General features: G+C 68.0%; 15 protein-coding genes. 8 read left to right on the top strand and 7 right to left on the bottom strand.

The window, feature by feature from the left end:
• The 5 genes from LC039_RS25085 to LC039_RS25105 all read right to left on the bottom strand — a co-directional run.
• Positions 1 to 134 (bottom strand): NAD-binding protein (locus LC039_RS25085; protein ID WP_413463861.1); only part of this gene is annotated, 134 nt, incomplete at its 3' end.
• A gap of 91 nt (positions 135 to 225) precedes the next feature.
• Positions 226 to 1,137 (bottom strand): NAD-dependent epimerase/dehydratase family protein, encoded by a 912-nt coding sequence (locus tag LC039_RS25090; RefSeq protein ID WP_226629301.1) that lies wholly within the window; start codon positions 1,135 to 1,137, stop codon positions 226 to 228.
• Entirely contained in the window at positions 1,134 to 2,051 is a 918-nt protein-coding gene (locus tag LC039_RS25095) for a hypothetical protein (RefSeq protein ID WP_226629303.1), read from the bottom strand. The genes LC039_RS25090 and LC039_RS25095 overlap by 4 nt, the downstream gene beginning before the upstream one ends.
• The gene (locus LC039_RS25100) at positions 2,048 to 3,190 is read right to left on the bottom strand and encodes a polysaccharide pyruvyl transferase family protein (RefSeq protein WP_226629305.1); all 1,143 of its coding nucleotides are present in this window, start codon (positions 3,188 to 3,190) and stop codon (positions 2,048 to 2,050) included. Before LC039_RS25100 ends, LC039_RS25095 begins: the two co-directional genes overlap by 4 nt.
• Positions 3,191 to 3,240: 50 nt before the next feature.
• Positions 3,241 to 7,251, bottom strand: a complete 4,011-nt coding sequence (locus LC039_RS25105; RefSeq protein ID WP_226629307.1) for a glycosyltransferase — start codon at positions 7,249 to 7,251, stop codon at positions 3,241 to 3,243.
• A 381-nt stretch (positions 7,252 to 7,632) separates the two neighbouring features.
• Here LC039_RS25105 and rfbC point away from each other — a divergent pair, with 381 nt between their 5' ends.
• The 4 genes from rfbC (at position 7,633) to rfbA (ending at position 11,212) form a co-directional block, all read left to right on the top strand.
• Entirely contained in the window at positions 7,633 to 8,199 is a 567-nt protein-coding gene (rfbC, locus tag LC039_RS25110; protein ID WP_226629309.1) for a dTDP-4-dehydrorhamnose 3,5-epimerase, read from the top strand.
• Positions 8,199 to 9,164, top strand: a complete 966-nt coding sequence (locus LC039_RS25115) for a hypothetical protein (protein WP_226629311.1) — start codon at positions 8,199 to 8,201, stop codon at positions 9,162 to 9,164. Before rfbC ends, LC039_RS25115 begins: the two co-directional genes overlap by 1 nt.
• An 11-nt stretch (positions 9,165 to 9,175) precedes the next feature.
• Complete coding sequence (gene rfbB / locus LC039_RS25120) at positions 9,176 to 10,252, top strand: dTDP-glucose 4,6-dehydratase (protein WP_226629312.1); 1,077 nt, start codon at positions 9,176 to 9,178, stop codon at positions 10,250 to 10,252.
• An 84-nt stretch (positions 10,253 to 10,336) separates the two neighbouring features.
• Positions 10,337 to 11,212, top strand: a complete 876-nt coding sequence (gene rfbA, locus LC039_RS25125) for a glucose-1-phosphate thymidylyltransferase RfbA (protein ID WP_226629317.1) — start codon at positions 10,337 to 10,339, stop codon at positions 11,210 to 11,212.
• Positions 11,213 to 11,244: 32 nt separating this feature from the next.
• Here the strand turns inward: rfbA and LC039_RS25130 are convergent, their stop codons facing one another.
• Positions 11,245 to 12,825 (bottom strand): hypothetical protein, encoded by a 1,581-nt coding sequence (locus LC039_RS25130; RefSeq protein ID WP_226629319.1) that lies wholly within the window; start codon positions 12,823 to 12,825, stop codon positions 11,245 to 11,247.
• 345 nt (positions 12,826 to 13,170) lie between these two features.
• Positions 13,171 to 15,102 (bottom strand): rhamnan synthesis F family protein, encoded by a 1,932-nt coding sequence (locus LC039_RS25135; protein ID WP_226629320.1) that lies wholly within the window; start codon positions 15,100 to 15,102, stop codon positions 13,171 to 13,173.
• A gap of 230 nt (positions 15,103 to 15,332) precedes the next feature.
• On the opposite strand from LC039_RS25135, the gene LC039_RS25140 reads away from it, so the two are divergent.
• The 4 genes from LC039_RS25140 to LC039_RS25155 all read left to right on the top strand — a co-directional run bounded on the left by LC039_RS25140 (position 15,333) and on the right by LC039_RS25155 (position 21,803).
• Positions 15,333 to 17,450, top strand: a complete 2,118-nt coding sequence (locus tag LC039_RS25140) for a glycosyltransferase (protein WP_226629322.1) — start codon at positions 15,333 to 15,335, stop codon at positions 17,448 to 17,450.
• A gap of 5 nt (positions 17,451 to 17,455) precedes the next feature.
• Positions 17,456 to 17,962, top strand: a complete 507-nt coding sequence (locus LC039_RS25145; protein ID WP_226629324.1) for a hypothetical protein — start codon at positions 17,456 to 17,458, stop codon at positions 17,960 to 17,962.
• Between the two features lie 212 nt (positions 17,963 to 18,174).
• Positions 18,175 to 19,188 carry a GDP-mannose 4,6-dehydratase gene (gene gmd / locus LC039_RS25150; RefSeq protein WP_226629325.1) on the top strand — a complete coding sequence of 338 codons (1,014 nt, stop codon included), beginning with the start codon at positions 18,175 to 18,177 and terminating at the stop codon, positions 19,186 to 19,188.
• A gap of 32 nt (positions 19,189 to 19,220) precedes the next feature.
• Complete coding sequence (locus LC039_RS25155) at positions 19,221 to 21,803, top strand: glycosyltransferase (RefSeq protein ID WP_226629327.1); 2,583 nt, start codon at positions 19,221 to 19,223, stop codon at positions 21,801 to 21,803.
• The last annotated feature ends 23 nt before the right edge of the window (positions 21,804 to 21,826 follow it).

The following is a 21,826-nucleotide window of genomic DNA, read 5'->3' on the forward strand; positions in this document are numbered from 1 at the left end:
GGCACCTCGCCGCGCTCGAGCATCTCGATCTTGCGCGGGTCCTTGTCGACGCAGACCACCTCGTGGCCGAAGTCGGAGAAACACACCCCGGAGACAAGACCGACGTAACCGGTGCCGATAACTGCGATTTTCATGGGGCCTCACCGCCGCTTCGTTACTTTTGTATCGTGCTACATAGTCGCTCTTTGCCGCGACAGGAACCCGTCTGCCGAAGGGGAGCGAAAGTCAGCCCTGCGCGGCGAACATGCGCGCGACGCCCTCTTCCAGAGAGATGTCGGGCGACCAGGACAGCAGCTGCCGCGCCTTCGAGACGTCGAGGATGCTCCGGCTCACATCGGTATTCCGGCCCGGCAGGAACTCCCTCTCGAAGCGCACGCCGAGCGCCGCCTCGAGGGTTTCGATCACCTCGAGGATCGAGCGCCCCTCGCCCTTGCCTATATTGAGCACCTGATTGCCGGCCTCCGGGCAGGTGACCACCTTCTCCACAGCGGCAGTCAGATCGTCGATATAGATGTAATCGCGCTCGCTGCTGCCGTCGCCGAAGACCTGTATCGGGCGGCCTTCGCGGTGGCGCTGCAGGATCGCCGGGATCAGCCCCTGCCCCTTGCGGAAGGTCTGCCCCGGTCCGTAGGGGTTCGACACGCGCAGGATGACGTGCTCGAGCCCATCGACGCGGCTGAACATCTGCAGGTACTTCTCGATCATCAGCTTGGTCATGCCGTGCGAATTGATCGGGTTGGTATGCGCCGTCTCCGCCGTGGGCACCGGGGCGTTGGGGCCGTAGACCGTGCCGCCCGAGGAGACGAAGATGTAGCGGCGCACCCCGGCGGCGATGGCGTTCTGAATGAACGACACATGCGGGATCACGTTCTCCTGGATGTCATCCACCAGCACCCGATTGCCCATGCCGGGGCTCGACGAGCTGATCAGCTGGATCACGGTGTCCACATCGCTCAGGCTCGACAACATCGAGATCGCGCTGCCGAAGTCGCCCTCCCGTATGTCCACCCGCGATCGGAACTCGGACAAGAAGGTCTCGTCGAACCCCCTGGACACCGCGCGTACGGAGAACTTCCCGGAAAGCTGGCGCACCAGGTTCCTGCCGATGAACCCGTTCGCTCCGTATATGGCGATCATCTCACACCCACGGAGAAGGCACCGAACTGTTCGGAGATCCACGCATTGTTGGGGGCGTACTGCCTGAGGAACGCGCTCCGGACCTCGGAGGTCATCAGTGCGTATTTCCCGCTCAGATCTTCTCCGGAGGCCATGCGGTCGTTGAGGGACTGCATGAAGGACATCGCTGCCTCCGACCCGGACGTCCCGTAGATGTCCCGCAGCTTCGCGAAATACTTGTTATCGACATTCCCGTTCGCGTCACGTTTCGGCAAGGTCATCTCCGCCGCATCGATGCCGAGAACGGAACAGAAATCGAGACAGACATCGCCGCCGACAAGAATGTCACGCTCGTACTCCCGGACATGAATGCCCTCGAGGTCGAGCGAGGTCCGGAGCCGCTCCACGAGCGACCTGTAGTCGAGCAGCCGCGTGTAGTTCTCCTGCGTCAGGAACCTGTTGAGACCATCCGCGGTGACCAAGGTCTCGTCGAGGAGAAATTCGCTCATCCGCGAGAGCAGGATCTTGTTCCTCTGGTTGTACAGGGACTCCGCGAACTTGTCCTGCCGTCTCAGGTAGACGACAACGGACACCGCGAAGCCTGCGAGCAGTTCCTTCAGGCGGCCGAAATCCTTCTGCCTGGAAAAGTCTTCCGCAGAAATGATCGGCACCAGCGGACTCGCGAGCATCTCGGCGCGAATATCCTCGATCTGCTCGGGCTCATACGTGGCGAAGACCGAGGGGTAGTCGGCAAAGCTCGCCGCAAGCAGGTTGTGCCGAAACGCCGACTTCCAGATGCCATTCTGCCCCGCCATGGGAAGCCGCGGGTAGAAGAAGCCCTGCTTCCTCAGGGCGTCTTCGGAGGACTGCAGCATCAGCTGGATGCTGCTGGTCCCCGTCTTCTGCATGCCGATGTGCAAGAACAGCTTCTTCATGGCAGCGCGGCCTCCTCGGCCCTCGAGGAAATCGCAACATCCAGACCGCATTTGTCGAAGAAATCGCTGAAATTCTTCAGGTACGTCTCATAGGAGCCCTGGAAGCTGTGGCCTTCGAGCCGTTCATACAGCCCCCGCAGAGTGCCCTCGTCCCGAACATCCAGCCCCTTCTCCAGGACGTAGGGCACGTTCATCGTCTCCGCGAGCTCCACGGTCCGGGAATCATGCGCGATCAGCAGCGACGGGGTGCCGGAGAGGATGCCGGAGATCGTTCCGTGAATCCGGGTGCCGATCAGGAAGGATTTTTCCCGGCAGCAGTCAAACCAGCTGTCCAGATCGAAAAACACCCGCCCGTGGTCCGCGAGATATTTGGCCACGGCCTCGGGGCTGTCCTGGTACACCTTGGCGAGATGGCTTTTCACCTCTTCCGGCTTTTCGAGCTCCTCGCAGCGATCCAGCGCGAAGTAGAAATCTGCCAGCTCGGACTGCAGCAGGATGTCGAACTGCCTCTGCAGCGCCACTCTGTAGAGTTCGGTCGAAATCCCGCTTGCCGCGTGGAAATGGTGGCGCGTGCCGTAGACGAGAACCTCCTCAGGGCGCAGCGCGTCCCAGGCCGGCGTGGCACGGAACCGGGGCGCCTGGCGTCCCGCCATGAGCATCGAGGGGCAGCCCGTGGGGACGGCGTTCTTGGCGCCGTATTTCTCCAGCACCTCACAGCTGAACTGCCCCCGCGCCGAGATCCGCGGGCTCCTTTCCGCCAGCAGCCTGACAAGCCTTTCGGTGCCCGGTCGCAAGGTGGGGATCTTTCCGTCCATGCCCGACTGCGCCCCCAGGCCCAGCACGATGACCGGCACGTCGGTCTGCTCCAGCGTCTCGACGAGACCCGAGAAGTCCGCCTTCTCGTTCAGCCAGTTCGCCGCGGCGATGACAATGCAGTCCCGGTCGCTGCCCATCCGCTTGTGGATGTGGTTGAAAGGTGACCGCTGCGCGTCCGGAAAGAGCCGGAAGGCGGATTCGGAAAAAATCAGGTTGCCGGTGTTGTTCCCGAGTTTCTGCAAGACCAGCTTGAGGTCTTGCGTTTCATCCACCGGCTCCCAGCCGACACCGGCAACAACAGGTTTTCTAAGATTACGTTCCATATCTTCCTTGCACCTCCGGTGCTGTTTCTTGACGTCCGGAGATCAACTTCTCAGAGAGCTTCTTCACAGCGCAGCGCAGAGGCGCGGTCTTCGAGGCATTTGTCATACAGGGCCGCGTAGACCTGCATCATCTTCCTGATATCGTATTTCTCATCGAACCGCTGCTTCGCGGCCTTCGAGTAGTTCGAGAATGCCGTCTCGTTGCCGATCATGCGTTTTATCGCCTCGCAATAGGCGGGGATGTCCACGTCGCCATCGACATTCGGCACCACGATCCCCGCGGCACTGTCGCCCTTGCCGATCATCTCCGGGATCTCCCCGACATCCGTCGCGACGATCGGTTTCGCCAGGGCCATCATTTCCAGTAGAACCAGCGGCATGGATTCCCCGATGAAGGTGCTCGGCAGGATGCCGACATCGCACACGGAAATCAGCTCATCCACGTTATCGACGTGCCCGTAGAGATGCACGAAGTCCAGGTCCTGCTGCCGGATTTCCGTGGCGGCAGGCCCTTCCCCGACAAGCATCAGCTCGACGTTCAGCCCGTCTTCGTTGAGCTTGCGGGCAATCTCCACGGCCTGGAACCAGCCCTTCTCCTTGATGCCGCGGCTGACCAGGCACAGCAGGACGCTGTCTTCGCGCAGGCCCAGCTCGGCACGGCTGACCTCCCTGACCTGCGGAGAGGGCACGCCATTGGCAATCCTCTCGTGGTGACGTGGGGCGCCAAGCTCCCGGAAAACCTTCATGTTCTTGTCCGCGATGTGGATCCAGCAATCCATCCTATCGCGCATGAAGGCGTAGTCGCCCGCAAAGTCCACATCCAGCCTGGGGTTTTCCAGAAGTGTTTCGTGGCAGCCATGCATCGTGGTCACCCAGGGCATCTGCGGCAGGGCCTCGATCTGCTGGCGGACATATTTGTCGGCCCACCAGATCGACGAGTGGATGATGTCGATGTCGTACTCGGCGCAGAGGCCCGCGAGGTTCCGGAGCCTCGGATCGTTCTCCCTGATCAGCACGACACCGGGGTCGATCCGCGACAGCACCTTCTCATGCGTCACCGAATAGCCGACGTTGAGCAGCACGACCCGGCCGCCATGCGCCGCCCAGGCGTTGGCGAGGCGGATGGCGAACATCTGCCCGCCGCCCGGCGACAGGTCGCTGGCGACCATCAGCAGGCTGGGGATCTCCTTGCCCGCGGTCAACCGCGACGCCGCCCGGACCGCGTCGCGCTGCGCGGCATCCTCGACGCCGAAGCGGTCGAGATCCTGCAGCGTGAAGGCATCCGCCTGGGCCTGGGTGGCCTCGGTGATCCGGTAGGTGCGATCCACGTACTGCCGGATTTCCGCCAGTTCCCCGAAGTAGCGCAGGCTGCCCTCGGTCTGATGCGTCACGGTGTTGCCGTGCCGGCGGTGATAGTTCAGCGTCCGCGCATCGAAGGCGAGATTGCCGCCGCGCAGGGCGCGCAGGTAGAAATACCAGTCTCCGCACATCCGCATGGCGGTGACCTGCTCGACGAACTCGGGCTCCGGCTCGAACTTGCGGATCATCACCGCGCTGGCATTGGGGATGACGTTGCCCACGGCCAGGCCGGCGTTCACCTCGAGGTGGTCGGTGGCGACGTAGGACTGCATCCACCGGCCTTCGGCGATGCGGTTGAGGTAGAGCGTGTCGTAATCACCCAGCGATGTCCCCTCGGCGTTCACCGGCATGGACTTGGCGTGGGCGAGAAAGACGTTGCGGTCGTCCATCGCGGGCACCAGCGCCGCGAGCAGTTCCGGCTCGCAGTAATCGTCCGCCTCGGCGATCCAGACCAGCTCGGAGCGCGCCTCGCGCATGCCCTTCATCCACTGTGCGAAGGGTGATCCGGAGTTCTGCGCATTGAGGATGGCGCGCGTCGCCGGCCGGCGCCGCGCCCAGTCCTCCAGGATCGCCCCGGAGCCGTCGGGCGAGGCATCGTCCAGCAAGATCACCTCGAAATCCTGGAAGCTCTGGTCGTAGATCGAGGTCAGCCGCTGCTCGAGATAGGCGCCGTAATTATAGTTCGGCACCACGATGCTGACATGCGGGCCAACGCCCATGGCGCTGCGCAGCAGGTCGAGGATCTGCGGGCCGGTCGCGGTCACCGAGAATTCCGCCTGCACCGCCGCACGGCCGGTGGCGCCGTGATCGGCGAGGCGCGCGGGATCGTCCATGTAACCCAGCACCGCCTGCGCCATGGCCCCGACATCGCCGAAGGGCACCGCGAGGCCGCAGCCGCGGGCGACGAATTCCGGCATGCCGCCGGCCTCCTCGAAGCAGATCACCGGCACCTGTTTCGCCGCGGCATAGAGACAGACCAGCGGAAACGGATCCTCCTCGGAGGGCAGAAGGAAGAGATCCGCGGCCTCCAGCACCCCGGCGACGTCCTCCTGGTAGCCAATCAGGTCGACGACCTGCCCGAGCCCCTTGTCCCGCACCATCTGGCGGCAGGCCTCCTCGTCGGGGCCACCGCCGATCCAGACGAACTTGCAGGGCTTGCCGGTCTGCCGGGAAACCTCCTCGGCGATCTCGATGAACTTGTCCGGCGACTTGCGCCAATGCATGACGCCGCAGCCCATGACCACGAAGGCCTCCGGGTCCAGCCCGAGGCTGGCGCGGCGCGCGGCCCGCGCGTCTTCGGACGGGGCCTCTTCCGACAGCGGCCCGATGAAATCATAGACCAGGCGCACCTTCTCGGGATCGACCCCATGGGTCTGCCGCAGGTTCTCGGTCACCGCATTGCTGCCGCCGAGAATGGTGCTGCAGCGCTCGGCCAGGCGCTCGATGCAGCCCGGGTACTTGCCGATGATCTTTTCCAGCTCGTGAACGTAGCTGACCGCGGGCGTGTCCTCGCTCCAGACCTCGAAGAAGCCGGTGCTCGCCACCGAGTTCACGAAGAGCCCCCGCACGGTCTCGCCGGCGAAGGCGCGGATCTCCTGCTCCGCGTGCGCCGGGTCCATGTCCCGCGAGACCACGTGCACCGGGGCGATCGCCTCGAACAGATGCCGGTGGGCGCCGTCCTTCATCGCGACGAATTTCACGTCGTATTTCGTCGAGGCCAGCAGCCATTCGGCAAGGCTGCGCAGCAACTGCTGCGCACCACCGACCTCGAAGTCATGCGAGACCAGCAGCAGCAGCCCGCTGCTGCGGGCGCCGAAGCCGGTCGCCGCCGGAGCCGGAGCCTCCGCGGCGCGGAGGGCGGCTTCGCCGGCGCGCACCGGCATCCGGCCTTCCTTCTGGCCGAAGGCCAGGTAGTGGTGGAGCGGGTTGATCCCCGCCTTCAGGACGTCCGGGTGTTTCTCGAGGTAGAAATCGGCGTCGAAGAGCGTGCCCACCTTGCGCCGCTCGTTCCAGCCGAACAGGAAGTAGTGCACAACCGGGTCGATGCCGCTGTCCAGGACATCCGGATTGATCCGCACGTATTCCGCCGGGTCGAACACCGGGTTGGGCCAGAGCCCGCGCGCCGATCCGGACTTCAGGTAATGGACCAGGGCCTCTTCCCCCGGGGCGATTTCCCGCCCGTAGGTGGCCTTGTAGAACGCTTCGTCGAAGAGACCGTAGTGGCTCAGAATATGATCGTAGAGGATGAGCGCCCGGGACGTGGAATCCCCGATCGCCCCGTTGACGCGCACGTATGACAGGAACGGGCGCAGCATCTCGTCGCGCGTCTTCGCCGCCTTCGCCCCCAGATCGACAACGGCGTTCGTGCGCGGCAGGAAAATCTCGCCGAGGCAGAGCCCGCCTTCGGCGGAAAGGACCCTGGCCGTGATGTCTCGCTGCGGCTCGGCCCCGACGTTCAGCCGGAACCCGTGCTGCCCGTCGCCGATCCCGGCTTCCAGCAGGTCCTGGCGCGCCACATCCGCCACGCCTTCGGCCAGCAGTCGCCCGTCGTCCGCGGCAACGACCCGGACCGGCAGCCGCGTGTCGTCCCTGCCCTGGAGCCATCCCGTGATCGTCCGGCCATCGACGAAATCGATATGCCCCCGGAGCCCTGTTCCACCGTGCCTCTGCGCGCCGTTCAGGCGCCCCGTCAGACGCCGCATGATCGCTTCCTGTGGCCGCTTCATCATGATCACTGATGCCCTATCTTCGAAGTAGTCTTACCATGGATTGCGCCACGTTTCGGGCGATGAACTCGCAAGCATCCCGGCGTCGCCGGGTGTCACAACTTGCTTTTCTGGCGGCTTATGGCCGGAGCTACAAGGCAGAGTTGACCCACGGGACGAGAAGCGCGCCGATGCCCGCCTGCAGCGCCTTCACAATCCGCAACATCTCCAGGCGGTGTTGCCCCACGTCCACGCTGCAAGGGCCGCGCGCGACGGGTCTGCCGCAGTTTGCGCGCTTCTGCCCACCCCCCCTTTCTTAGGGGTAGCTTCCTGTATAGACAGGTCTTCGAATTGGATTGCACGGTAAAAACTCGCCTTATGCTGGACATCGAAGAAACCGCCCTGCCCGGGGTGCTGATGCTCACCCCCCGCCGGTTCGGCGACAACCGCGGGTTCTTCTCGGAGAGCTGGAACAAGGCGCGGATGGCCGAGCAGGGCCTCGACTATGACTTCGTGCAGGACAACCACTCGCTTTCGGCCAAGACCGGCACGGTGCGGGGCCTGCACTTCCAGGCGCCGCCGCATGCCCAGGCCAAGCTGGTGCGCTGCGGGCGCGGCCGGCTCTTCGACGTGGCGGTGGACATCCGCCGCGGCTCGCCGACCTACGGCAAGTGGGTGGGCTATGAGCTCAGCTTCGAAAATGGTCGCCAGTTGCTGATCCCCGAGGGCTTCCTGCACGGGTTCGCCACCCTGCAGGACGACACCGAGATCATCTACAAATGCACCGATTACTACGCCCCCGAGTGCGACGGCGCGGTGCGCTTCGATGACCCGGAAATCGGCATCGACTGGGGCACGGACACCAGCAACGCGGTGCTGTCGGAAAAGGACGCCGCGGCGCCCCTGCTGGCCGATTTCGACAGCCCCTTCACCTGGCAATCCTGATGACCGGGCCCGGTGAAATAGAGGGCGTGAACCCGGTCCTGGCCGGAGAGGATGGGTATCTCTTCCTCGCGAAAGGCGCACATAATGTGCTGGACCTCTGCCAGGGCACCCATCGGGCGACCGAGGCCTCCGTCCGGACGTTCGGGGACAACCTCCGGACGCGCAGGGACTATTGCGCGCGACACGGCATCGCGTTCCGGCAGGTCGTCTTTCCGGAAAAGCTTGTCGCCCTGTCCGACCTGTCCGGCATGGGTGCCGACATCCGCTCCATATACGAGAGGAACTACGCGGCGCATGTCGCAGGCATCCAGGGCCTGCCCAACGACATCTACCCGCTGCGCCTGATGGAAGGCCGCAAGGACTTCTTCCTCAAGACGGACACGCATTATTCCGCCGGGGGCATCCTGGCCCTCGCGGAGCTTCTGTGCACATCGCTCGGCCTTGACGCAACGGACACGCTGCGCGCCGGTCAGGGCAAGGTGGCGCAGCGTCAGGCGGAATTCGTCGGTGATCTCGGCAACAAGTTCACCCCTCCGGTGTCCGAAAGCGCGGTGACCTGCGCACCGTTCCGCCCCCCGCGCTTCAACATGGCGTCGAACGGCGTCATGCGCGGCAATGACGGGCTGATGATCCTGTCCGAAACCCCGGATTCGCTGACGGACAAGGTCTTGCTGATCTTCGGCGACAGCTTCTTCCGTCAGATGCTGCCGATACTGACCCTCGTCTTCCGGAAGATCGTGTTCTGCAGAACCCGCTTCTTCCAGGCCGAGCTGGTGCCCGCGGTCGCCCCCGATGTCATCTTCTACGGCCAGGCCGAGCGCTACCTGTCCGGCTGCCGCCCGGATGACGACCGGGAGAATTTCCTGTCCTACGCCTGGGCGAACGGAAAGCCCATGCAGCCGCAGGAAAACTTCCACGCGCTCTGGTCGCGCATCTTCGACCGCAAGAAACTTCTACAAGGATAGGATCTCCCGCGATGAAACTCCTGGTCACCGGCGGTGCCGGCTTCATCGGATCGGCCGTGGTGCGGCTCGCCATCGCGCGCGGCCACGAGGTGGTGAACCTCGACGCGCTCACCTATGCCGCCTGCCTCGAAAACGTCGCCGAGGCGGCGCAGAGCCCGCTCTACGCCTTCGAGCAGGCCGACATCCGCGACCGCGCCGCGCTCGACCGGATCTTCGCGGCCCACAAGCCCGACGCGGTGATGCATCTCGCCGCCGAGAGCCATGTCGACCGCTCGATCGACGGGCCGGGCGATTTCATCGAGACCAATATCACCGGCACCTACAACATGCTCGAAGCCGCCCGCGCCTACTGGACGCAGCAGGGCAAGCCCGAGGCGTTCCGCTTCCACCATATCTCCACCGACGAGGTCTTCGGCTCGCTGCCCGCCGATCCGTCCGTGCAGTTCACCGAAGAGACGCCCTACGATCCGCGCTCGCCCTACTCGGCCTCCAAGGCCAGCTCGGACCACCTGGTGCGCGCCTGGCACGAGACCTACGGGCTGCCCGTCGTTCTGACCAACTGCTCGAACAACTACGGGCCCTACCACTTCCCGGAAAAGCTCATCCCGGTGGTGATCCTCAACGCGCTCGCCGGAAAGCCGCTGCCGATCTACGGCACCGGCGAGAACATCCGCGACTGGCTCTACGTCGAGGACCACGCCGACGCGCTGCTGCTGGTGGTGGAAAAGGGAGAGCTGGGCCGCAGCTACAACATCGGCGGCGAGAACGAGCGCACCAACCTCGAGCTGGTGAAAACCCTGTGTTCGGTCCTCGATGCCAAGCGCCCGAAGGACAGCGGCAGCTACGCCGACCAGATCACCTTCGTCACCGACCGCCCGGGCCATGACGCGCGCTACGCGATCGACCCTTCGCGGATCAGGGGCGAACTCGGCTGGCGCCCCTCGGTGACCGTCGAGGAAGGCCTCGAGAAGACCGTGCAATGGTATCTCGACAACGAGGCCTGGTGGCGCCCGCTGCAGGCCCGCGCGGGTGTCGGCCAGCGGCTCGGCACCAATACCGGCGGCGCGGCGCAAAAGACCCCGGCCTGATCCGGCCAAGCACGCCCTCGGGCCGCAGGTCCGGGGGCGGCGGCCCCTCCCAGACCCACTCCCGACTTGAGGCAACGTGCAAACATGACAAAGCGTAAAGGTATCATCCTCGCAGGGGGCTCCGGGACCCGGCTCTACCCGATCACCATCGGCGTATCGAAACAGCTGCTGCCGGTCTACGACAAGCCGATGATCTACTACCCGCTCTCGGTGCTGATGCTCGCCGGCATCCGCGAGATCTGCCTGATCACCACGCCGCAGGACCAGGAGCAGTTCCAGCGCACCTTGGGCGACGGCAGCCAGTGGGGCATCTCGCTCACCTACGTGGTCCAGCCCAGCCCCGACGGTCTGGCGCAGGCCTACCTGCTAGCCGAGGAGTTCCTCGCCGGCGCGCCCTCGGCCCTGGTGTTGGGCGACAATATCTTCTACGGCCACGGGCTGCCCGAGATGATGGCGCAGGCCGATGCGCGCGAGAGCGGCGGCACGGTCTTCGGCTATCGCGTCGCCGATCCCGAGCGCTACGGCGTGGTGGATTTCGACACCGACGGCCGCGCCACCTCGATCATCGAGAAGCCCGAGGTGCCGCCCTCGAACTACGCGGTGACCGGGCTCTACTTCCTCGACGGCACGGCCCCCGAGCGCGCCAAGCAGGTGCAGCCCTCGGCGCGCGGCGAGCTGGAGATCACCACGCTGCTGGAGATGTACCTGCACGAGGGCCAGCTCGACGTAAAGCGCATGGGCCGCGGCTACGCCTGGCTCGACACCGGCACCCATGGCTCGCTGCTCGACGCGGGCAACTTCGTCCGCACGCTGGAGAAACGCCAGGGCCAACAGGCCGGCTGCCCCGAGGAGATCGCCTTCGACCAGGGCTGGATCGATCGCGAGCAGCTCGCGGCGCGGGCCGAGAAGTTCCGCAAGAACGACTACGGGCGCTACCTGATGGGGCTGCTCAGGGGGTAAGCGCGCGGACCCCGAAGAGGGGCCGCGCCGCTTCAGCGCTGCCCGCGCAAGGCGTTGAGCACCCGCCGCACCGGCGCCGTGATGCGCCAGGAGGTGCTGCTGCGTAGCGCCCTGACCTCCTCCGCGGCGCTCTTGGCCTTCTGCGCATATGTCTCGTAGTCGGTCGTGAGGCTCCTCAGCCGCGCCTCCTTTGCCCGGTTCGAGGCTTCAAGCTGCGCCTTCTCCGAGGAAAGGGCGGCAAGCTTCTGCTTGAGCTCCCCGAAATGCGCCTGGTTCTCCGAGGAGAGGGCGCGCAGCTCGTCCAGAGCGGAGGTCAGTTCCGCGGTCTCCCGGCGCCACTGCCCGGTCACCTCGGCGAGCCGGGCGTCATGGCGCTTCCTGAGCGCCGCCATTTCCTCCTCGAGCTCCCGGACCTGCGCGAGGGTGGCATCGCGATCCTCTTCCGCGGCCCGGGCCCGCTCGGCGTCCTGCTCGGACTCGAGCCGGCGCTGCGCCAGGGCACTCTGGGCCTGCGAAAGATCCGCCCGAAGCCCGGAGACCGTGCCCTCAAACTCGGCCCGCGTCTCGGCCCACCCGGTTTCGGCCGCCTTGAGCTTCTCCAGGGCCCCGTCCCGCTCGGCCTGCAGCGGCGCGATCTGCTGCTGCGCCTGCGCAAGCTCGGCACGGCCCTGCTGCTGCACCTCCTGCAGCTTCGCCTGCAGGCTGAAGCGGTCCTGCGCCGGCGGGCCGACCAGCTGCCCGAAGGCCGGGGCGGCGGCATTGAACTCGGCGCGGATCCGGTCGAGCCGCTTGTGGTCGGCCTTCCGCTCCGGCTGCTGTACCCAGCGCTCGAGGATCGCGTAGGTGTCCCGCACCCAGACCGACAGCGTGGGGTTCTCGATGAGCTTTTCCGGCACCTCCTCGAAATGCCGCAGCTTGCCGGAGAGGAAGGCTTCGATTTCCATCGAACTGCGGTCGTCGAACCGCGGCCATGTCACCTCCAGGGCGTCCTGGATGGCCAGGACCTGCTTGACCCAGTTCTGCAGCACCGCCGTGTAGCTGGTCGTGCAGCGGCGCATGCCGCGGGTTCCGGCCTCGGCGTCGAGCACGTGGCGCAGCCAGACGAGCATCCCTTCCGACGCGTCGATCCCGTCCCGGGTCTGCATCGACTTCGCGACCTCCAGCGGGTTGCGGTGGGTCAGGATCGGCAGGAACCCGAAGCCGGCGAGGCGCGCCGCCTCGGCCCAGAACGGCACCAGGCGGCAGATACGCGGATCCTTGAGCACCCCCAGCGTCGCGCCCTCGAACTCCGAGAGCAGCACATCCCGCGCCCGCGGCAGGTAGGCCTGCCCCTGGGCGGAGGCGAGCCAGGCCGGGCTGATCTCCCGCCAGTCCCGCCAGCTGGACTGCACGGCCCGCAGGATCTCGTCGTTGAGCTGGTAGACCTTCAGGCTCTCGAAATAGCCCTTGGGGTTGTTCTCGTTGGCCGGCATCGGGGATTTCGGCTGGTCGCAGCCAAGATGGGACAGGATCCCGCCAAGCGCCGAGGTTCCCGACCGGTGCATGCCCAGCACCACGGCAAGATGCCGGACCGGGGCATCCCCCCCTGCGACTTTGCGGTCTTTCTCACTCATTGCGCGGCCTTCATCCTTGACGTCACGCAGCCTGCCTGCGTCTGTGCTGAGCTCTCAATCGAAGCAGAAAACCCGGACCCGGCTTGCCCGCGTCCCGCCTGCGCGAGGACGGCCGTGGCGGCGCACCCCGGAACGCGCCCGGGCTCCTCCCTCAGACAAGAAAAGGGCCCCTCCTCCCGAAGCCCCGCACTGGCACCCTTCAGGGCCTCCTGACATGGCCCCAACACTCCATTCATTGCCACAAAAGTAAACATTCCGCGGCCCGCCTGCGGCCATGATCGCGCAGAGCGTGTCTTCCGCGCCCCAGCGCCCCGGACCGATCCGACATGCGGGCAAACGGTCAGGTCAGCGGGAGGGGCCGCCCTCGTAATACATCCGATCCGGCCCCAGCACCTGCGCCAGGTAGGTGCCGTCCGGGTCGGGGATGTAGTCCACCTCGGCGCGGTCGTGGCCGGAGGCGAGCCCGGGCCGGCCGGCGCCGCCCTTCAGCCCCAGGTGCAGGGCCGGGTGGTCCTGGATGAGGTACTTGGACCCCTCGAAACCGTGCCACCAATGGCGGTCGATCAGCCCCTGCGCGCGGATCTCGGGGGTCTCCGAACGGCAGATCCGCGCCAGGCACTCGGAGGCCGGGCCGCGGCGGAAGCCGCTCTGGGCAAAGGCGGTATGGGCGGGCTGGAACCCATGTTTCCAAGCGCGCCCCTGCAGGTGGTAGTAGCGGATTAGATTGAGGCCAACGAGATCGAAGCTGTCCAGCCAGGGCAGCAGGAATTCGGCATAGAGCGGCGAGTACCAGTCGTCATCCTCGAAGATCAGCACCCGCTCGGCGCCGAGATGCTCCAGCCCGGCCAGCACGTTGCACGGCAGCGTGTGTGGCGGATCCTGAGGGTTCGGGGCGCGGCGCACGTAGGTTGCCCACTCCGGCAGCGCGATATCCTCGGGCAGCGGGCGCGCGCCGTCGTCCACCACGATCCATTCCCGCGGCTGCAGGCTCTGGGTCGCCACCATGCGCAGGCATTGCGCGAAGGCCTCGGGCCGGTCGCCGGTCGGGGTGAGAATGGCATAGTCGCCCACCGGAGCCGCGGCCCGCGCCGCCGGGCTGTAGCGCCGGTCCGCCCCGAGCCCCGGCGCCTGCCCCGCGGCCATCGCTTCGACCGCCGGTGTGATCCAGCGCGTGCCCAGCCCGCCCAGCAGCTCGGTCATCGGGATATTGCGGCGCGGCGCCTCCGGCGGCAGCCCCGGCAGCACCTCGACCGGCGCCTCCGGATCGAGGCAGGAGGCAAGCGCCACCTGCCCGCCCATCGCCTGCGCCAGCAGCCCCGGCAGCCGCTCTCCGGCATGCGCCAGCTGGCCGTCGCTCTGCCCCGGCCGGAACTCCCCGGCACGGATGCCCCCCATCAGCCGCTCGACCAGCTCGGCGCGCAGCCAGCACGAGCCCCCCGCGAAGAAGCCCCAGTCGGCCTCCAGCACATCGGACGGCACCCCAGCCCTGCCGAGCAGCGCGGTCAGCACAGCAGCCGTGTCCGGCTGCGCGCCCGGCCCGTGCTGGAAAAGCGCGCGGCCGCCGCCGAGCAGCACCTCAGGGCGGTCGCGGAAGATCTGCGCGACCTCGGCCACCCGCGCCGCCGGGCCCACGGTGCCGCGCAGCAGTCTCTCGCGCAGGGGCCCCGGCAGCCTGTCGCCGCCCTGCAAGGCCAGCCTGCAATAGACCCCGTAACCGCGCCGGTCGATCCGCTCCAGCACCTGCAGGAAGGCGCCGACGTCCTGCCCGAGGTTGTCCACCGCCACCGGCACCGCGCCCGGGAAGGCGGCGCGGATCAGCGCCTCGTCATGGGACTTCGAGGCGCGCGGGTAGCTGACGTAGATATCGGCGTGTTCGGGGAAGGCCGCCAGCGCCCGGCGCAGATCGTCGAAGACCTCGAGGTGATAGGCATGCACGATCACCGCCATCTCGGCGGCCCGTTCCCCGCCCGTCTCCGCCCCCCGCTCCGGGCGCTCGACCGGCCCGAGCGGCGGCAGCATCTCGCGCCCCTCGGCCCGGCCGTAGCGCTCGTAGTGCAGCAAGGGGTTCACCCCGGCGGCGGCAACATCGGGATGCGCCGCCAGGTAGCCGCGGGTGCTGAAGCCCGGCCCCGGGTCAAAGCCGGCGGCAGCCCCCTCGCGCAGGTAGTGCAACGCCGCGGAGACGGGGCGCGTGCCGGAAAGGTAGCGCCGGACGTACCAGGCGCGGTCGAAATAGGGGCTCCGTCCGATGCGCGCCGCTGCCAGAAATCGCCTCAAGAGATGCTCCCGTCCCGCCCGGCTCCGCCCGCCCCCGAAGGGACCGGCGCCGGATGCTTTTTCTCCTAGCTATCCGGCCCGCTGCAGCTTTGCCAGATCCGCGCAGCCCGCCGTCCGTGCCGCGGCAGCCACGCCACAGCCGCCACCCGGCGCCCCGCGCTTGCCGCTGCGCGCGGGCTCTGCGAGAACCTTGGCAAATTCCCCGCCCCCAGAGACACCCGAAGACACGTATGGCCGATACCGACCCCACCTCCGCCCCCGTGCGCCTGCTGCTGCATGGCGGCGAGGACCGCACGCTCGGCGGCCCTAGCGTGCGGGTGCCGCGCAGCGCCGAAGCGCTGCGCCGGATCGGCTGGCTGGCGGAGGCTTCGCTCTACGAAAGCGCCGCCGAAATCCCCGAAGACACCGTGCACCTCTTCAACGTCTGGCCACCCGAGAGCGCGCTGGCGGCGCTGCGCGGCCTCAGGGCGGCGGGCAAGCGGGTCGTGTTCTCGCCGATCTACCTCGATTTCAGCGAGATGCCGCTCTGGAGCGCGTTGCAGCAGCCGGATCTGCCGCCACAGGCGCGCGCGGCGCTGCGCCGCCAGCTGCAGACGCGCGGGCACCATCACGAGATCGCCCCGGGCTACCACGCCATGGTGCGCGAGATGCTGGCGCTCTGCGACCACGTGATCCTCCTCAGCGAGGCCGAACGCGCCGCGCTGGCGGCGATCGGCGCCGAGCTGCCGCCCGAGCGCGCCAGCCTGGTCCATAACCCGGTCGATGCGGCGCTCTGGCAGGGCGGCGATGCGGCGCTCTTCCGGCAGGCGCATCTGCCTGCGGAGGCCGGCGACTACGTGATCTGCATCGGCCGCGTCGAGCCGCGCAAGAACCAGCTCAGCCTCGCCCAGGCACTGCAGGGCCTGCCGCTCAAGCTGGTGCTGATCGGTCATGACGGCGATCCGGACTATGCCACGCAGATCCGCGCCGAGCTGGGGGATCGGCTGATCCGCCCGGGGCGGCTCGCGCCCGGCGGCGAGATGCTGCGCTCGGCGCTGGCCGGGGCGCGCGCCTTCGTGCTGCCGAGCTGGGCCGAAGGCGCCTCGCTTGCGGCGCTCGAGGCGGCGGCGGCGGGCGTGCCGCTGGTGCTCTCGGAAAGCTCCTCGGAGCGCGAGTATTTCGGCGATCTCGCGCGCTATTGCGATCCGGGCGCGCCGGAAAGCCTGCGCGCCGCGCTGGAGGCCACGCTGGCCGACCCCGAGGCCGCCGCCCGCGCCGAGGCGCTGCGCGCCCATGTCGCCCGGCACATGTCCTGGGAGGGCTACGCCCGCGCCACCGCCGAGGCTTATCAGCGCGCCCTGCAGAGCCCGCCGAAGACGCCCCCGGCAGCGCCTCCCGGCCAGATCCCTGGCCAGACCCTGCCGCCGCTGCTCGCCGGCGAGATCGCCCAAGCCGGCAGCGAGGCGACCGAGCAGAAGATCCGCTTCGGCGCGGGCTGGCAGGCGCCGGAGGCGGGGCTGCGCCGGATCTCGGCACCGCGCGCCACGTTCTGGCTGCGCGGAGACCGCGCGCTGCGCCCCGGGCAGGAGGCGCTCCTGCTGCACCTCGGCCTCTGCGGCGCGCCCGCCGAAGGGGAGACCCCCGAAGACGCCCCCGGAATTTCCCACGAAGCGCCCGCCGAGCTGCGCGTCCATTGCGGCGGCACCTGCCTCTATGCCGCCCCGGTCACCGCCTCCAGCCTGCCCGGCGACCTGTTTCTGCGCCTGCCCGCCAGCGCGCTCGATGCCGCGGGCGAGCTGGCGCTGGGGATCGAGCTGATCCCCGGGCAAGGCGCCGAGCCCACCGGAGCCGTCCCCGCCCTCGGCCTCGCCTTCGCCCGGCTGCTCGACACCGAGCTCGGCAACCCGCTCTATGTCCTGCCCGACCCGCAGAACTGGAGCTTTGGCCTGCTGCCGCAGGAGATCGACCTCGGCCTCCCGGCGCCGCGCGCCCTCCTCGCTCCGGACCTGCGGGCCACCGCCGCCTGGGGCGCCGGGTCGCACGCGCCGCAACTGGCGCTCTTCGTACCGATCCTGCCCGGCGCCCCGGCGCAGCAGCTCACACTGAGCCTGCGCCCGGTGGCCAGCGCCGAGGCCCCCTGCGGCGCGCGGATCTCCTGGAACGGCCGGCTGCTGGCCGAGCCGCGCTGGCAGAACAGCGCCCCGGTCGAGTTCAGCTTCGAGCTGCAGGAGAGCGACCTGCAAGCCGCCCCCGCGGTGCTGCTGATCGAGCCACTCGGCACCGCCACCCCGGCGGATCTGGGCCTCGGGCAGGAGCGCGGGCTCGCAGGGCTCGGGCTCTTCGACCTCAGCCTGACACCGAAGGGGTGAGCGCCATGCACCTGCCGTCAAACAGCCGTTTCGAGCAGCCCATGGAAGGGCGCGAGTTGAGCACCGGGATCCGGCTTGGCCGCGGCTGGCACCCCCCAGACCCCACAGATCCCGGGGACGCGGGCACGGCCTGGACCCGCAGCCCGCGCGCCACGCTGCAGATCTCCGCCGGGCATTTCCCCGAGCCGGTGCCGCTGCGCCTGACCCTGCGGGCCTCTTGCGCCAGCCCGGAGCGGCCCGCCACGCTGCAGCTGCTCAGCCCCGGCCAGCCGCCTGTGCAGCGCCAGCTCCGCAGCACCGCCCCGATCACCCTGCTGCTGCCGACGCCGCGCCACGCGCCGGGGGCGGACAGCACCGCGCTCACCCTCGAGATCGACCTCTTCGCCAGCCCGCTGCTGGAGGGGACCGGCTCCGACGAGCGCCAGCTCGGCCTCGCGCTTCTCGACCTCGCGCCGCGCTGGCCGCTGCGCCGGCGCCTGCGCGCGGTGCTGGCCCGCCTGCGGCCCGGCTGATCCCGCCCCCCAAGCCGAAAGGCCCCCCAAGCCGTGTCTTGCATGTAGCACCTCGCCCCCGGGGGACGGCGCCGGCCCTGTGCGCTTGATCCCCCCCCACCGGGCCTCTATCAAATCGCAGGCCCGTTCTTGCAGCTCGCACGAGGCGCAGGACCGGGAACGAGAAGGCGGCGCATACCGCCCGGACAGGGAACTTTCAGAGGCAGGACCCCATGAAGACAGCATTCATCACCGGCATCACCGGGCAGGACGGCGCCTATCTCGCGAAGCTGCTGCTCGAGAAGGGCTACGAGGTCCACGGCGGAGTGCGGCGCATCTCCCATTCCGAGACCGTCCGGCTGGAGCTGCTGGGGATCGCCGATCAGGTCACGCTGCACGAGTTCGACCTGACCGAGCAGAACAACATCTTCCGCACCCTGCAAAAGATCGAGATGGACGAGTTCTACAACCTCGCGGCGCAGAGCTTCGTCGGCGCGTCGTGGGACCTGCCGATCTACACCTCCGACGTCGACGCCATGGGCGTGGTGCGGGTGCTCGACACGCTGCGCAGCCTGCGCCCCGACGTCCGCTTCTACCAGGCCTCGACTTCCGAGATGTTCGGCCTCGTGCAGGCGGTGCCGCAGAGCGAGACCACGCCCTTCTACCCGCGCTCGCCCTACGGCGTGGCCAAGGTCTACGGCCATTACATCACCAAGAACTACCGCGAGAGCTTCGGGCTGCACGCCAGCTCGGGGATCCTGTTCAACCACGAAAGCCCGCTGCGCGGCGCCGAGTTCGTCACCCGCAAGATCACTCTTGGCCTGGCGGCGCTGGCCCGCGGCGGCGAGGCACCGGTGGAGCTCGGCAACATGGACGCGCAGCGCGACTGGGGCTTTGCCGGCGATTACGTCGAGGGCATGTGGCGCATGCTGCAGCAGGACGCGGCCGACGACTACGTGCTGGCCACCGGGGTGACCACGACGATCCGCGACTTCTTCACCTATGCCGCCGAGGAGCTGGGCATGGATCTCGCCTGGGAGGGCGAGGCCGAGGGCGAGACCGCCACCGACCGCAAGAGCGGCAAGCTGGTGATGAAAGTAAACCCGAAGTTCTACCGCCCCGCCGAGGTCGACCTGCTGATCGGCGATGCGACCAAGGCCCGCGAGAAGCTCGGCTGGACGCCGCGCACCGACATTCGCGCGCTGGCGCGGATGATGGCCAAGTCCGACTACGACGCGCTCGCCTGAGCCCGACTGCCTCTCCGCGGAAGGAAATCCCGATGAGCCCGCTGCTCTCCAAGCTCCGCTCCACCGCCCGCCGGGTGCTGAAGGGTCCACCGCCGCCGCCCGATGGCCACCAGTACCACGGCGCTTTCCGCGGCAGTCTCGACGGGCTCTCCGATGACGGTGTTCTGCGCGGCTGGGTGATCCGCCACGACAGCAAGAAGGGCCGGGTGCCGGTGGGGCTCTATGCCGGGACCACCCTGATCGACGCCCGCGTCGCCGACGAGCTGCGCGAGGACGTGCGCGACGTGACCGGCGGCGAGACGACCTGCGGCTTCCAGTTCCGCCTGTCGGAAATCCACCACCAGAAGATCGCCGAGGCCGACGGCGACCTGCGCCTGCGCATCGAGGGGCCGGAGGGGATCGAGCTGGGACGGCTGCAGCTCGAGGTCGAGGACGCGGCGCCCGGCGCCGGGGCCGACCTGGCGACCCGCTGCCGCTTCGCGCTGAAGCGCGAGCTGGCGGCCCTGCGCACGCTGCTGGACGAGACGCCGCCGGTCGAGGCCTTGCCCTCCGCGCCGGAGCCGCGGCCCGCGCTTCAGCGCCACGGCACCCTCCTGACCACCGAGCGGCTGGTGCCGGACATCCCCGAAAGCGGCCAGCCCGCCTATCTCGATTACGTGCGCTACCGCTACCGGCTGAACGAGCGCTTCCCGGTGGAGCCGGGGCTCGAATGCCAGGACCACTACCTCTACTGGTACATGAGCGCCTATCGCAGCGGCGAGAACCACCGCATCCCGATCTCGGCGCAGCAGATCGCCTATCTCAACGCGCCGCAGACCATGGGCGGGCAGACCAACACGCTCACCCGCGTCATGTGGTGGCGCCTCATGGGCCGGCCCGACATGCTGGGGCGGCTCAACCTCAACGACCGCGACGCCTATCTCGACGTGCTGTTCTGGTGGGCGCATCAGGATGTCGCCAACCTCTATTTCGAGGACTGCCTGGTGCCCGAGCAGGTCGCCGAGGCGCTGCGCGAGGTGCCGCCCGCGCGGCGCTCTGCGGATTTCCCGCTGAGCCAGTTCGCCGCGCGCTTCCACGCCGAGAACCCGAAGCTGAAGTTCCTCGACATCGAGACCGCCGAGGGCCGCAAGACCCTACTGCTGATCCTGCTGCTCCAGGCGGCGCAGCGCCCCGATCTCTTACGATACATCCCGCAGGACCAGATCGACGCGCTGCTCGCCCCGGGCGCCGGCGGCTCGGAAACCGGGGGCGCCTCGGAGCTCGAGCGCTTCGTCAACGCCCTCCTCGAGGACGGTACCGGGGAAGAACAGGCGGACCCCATCGCCCTGCCCCGCGCCCGCTACGCCGCGGCGTTGCGCCGCAAGTACTTCGATCTCGGCCGCCGCGCCTTCCTGACCTTCGACCAGGCCGGCAACCGCTTCGAGGCCGCCGCCATGCCGCTGCCCGATCCCGCCCGCCGCGAGGTCGACGTGCAGCTCATCGGCCCGCTCGCCAAGGCCTCCGGCCTCGGCCAGGCCACGCGGCTCTCGGCCGAGATCCTGCGCGCCACCGGGCTCGACGTGCGCGGCGTCGACTTCGACCTCGACAACCCGGCGCCCGAGGGCTTCTCGTCGGAGACGCTGATCGAGGACTACGGCCCGGCGAAGATCAACCTGCTCCACCTCAACGCGGAATCCGTGCCGCTGGCCTATTCCTACCAGCCGGATGTCTTCTCGGGCGCCTACAACATCGGCTACTTCTTCTGGGAACTCGACATGCCGGCCTATTGCCACTACCTCGGCATGTCGCTGCTCGACGAGATCTGGGTCTCCACCGACTACGGGCTGCGGATCTACAAGCCGGGGGCCGAGGGCAAGCCGGTGGTCAACGTCGGCATGTGCTACGAGGAGCACCCCGACATCACCCGCGAGACGGCCCGCGCCTTCGTCGAGGAGCGCTTCGGCTTCGACTCGCGCCACCACGTCTGCCTCGTGGCCTTCGACAGCTTCTCCTTCGTGCAGCGCAAGAATCCGGTGGCGGTGCTGGAGGCCTTTCAGCAGGCCTTCGAGGGCGTGCCCGAGGCGCGGCTGGTGGTGAAGACGCAGAACCGCACCAAGGTCTTCGACCCGGTACAGGTGGCGCTGTGGAGCCGCGTCGACGCGATCATCGAGAGCGATCCGCGCATCGTGGTGATGAACGAGACGCTGAGCTACCGCGACCTGCTGCAGCTCAAGGCCGGCTCTGATTGCTACATCTCGCTGCACAAGTCCGAGGGCTGGGGCTTCGGCATGATCGAGGCCATGGCGCTGAAGGTGCCGGTGATCTGCACCGCCTATTCCGGCAACATGGACTTCTGCTCGGACAAGACCGCCTGGCTGGTGGGCTACGAGGAGGTGCCGCTCGAGCAGGGCGACTACATCTTCGTGCGCGAGGGCTCGCTCTGGGCCGAACCCTCGGTCGCCGAGGCCGCCCGCCAGCTGCGCGCCGCGCGCGACAACCCGGAGGCCAGCCGCGCCAAGGCCGACGCCGCCTATTCCCACATTCGGGAGAATTTCTCGGTGGATGCCATCGCCGGGCGCTACGGCGGGCGGCTGCGGGAAATCCTCGCCGAGCTGCAGGCCGCGCGGGCGAGCTGAGGCAGGGCCGGGCGCGCAAGTCC

The sequence above is a fragment of the Alloyangia pacifica genome (genome assembly GCF_020524285.1).
GTDB classification, from domain to species: domain Bacteria; phylum Pseudomonadota; class Alphaproteobacteria; order Rhodobacterales; family Rhodobacteraceae; genus Salipiger; species Salipiger pacificus_B.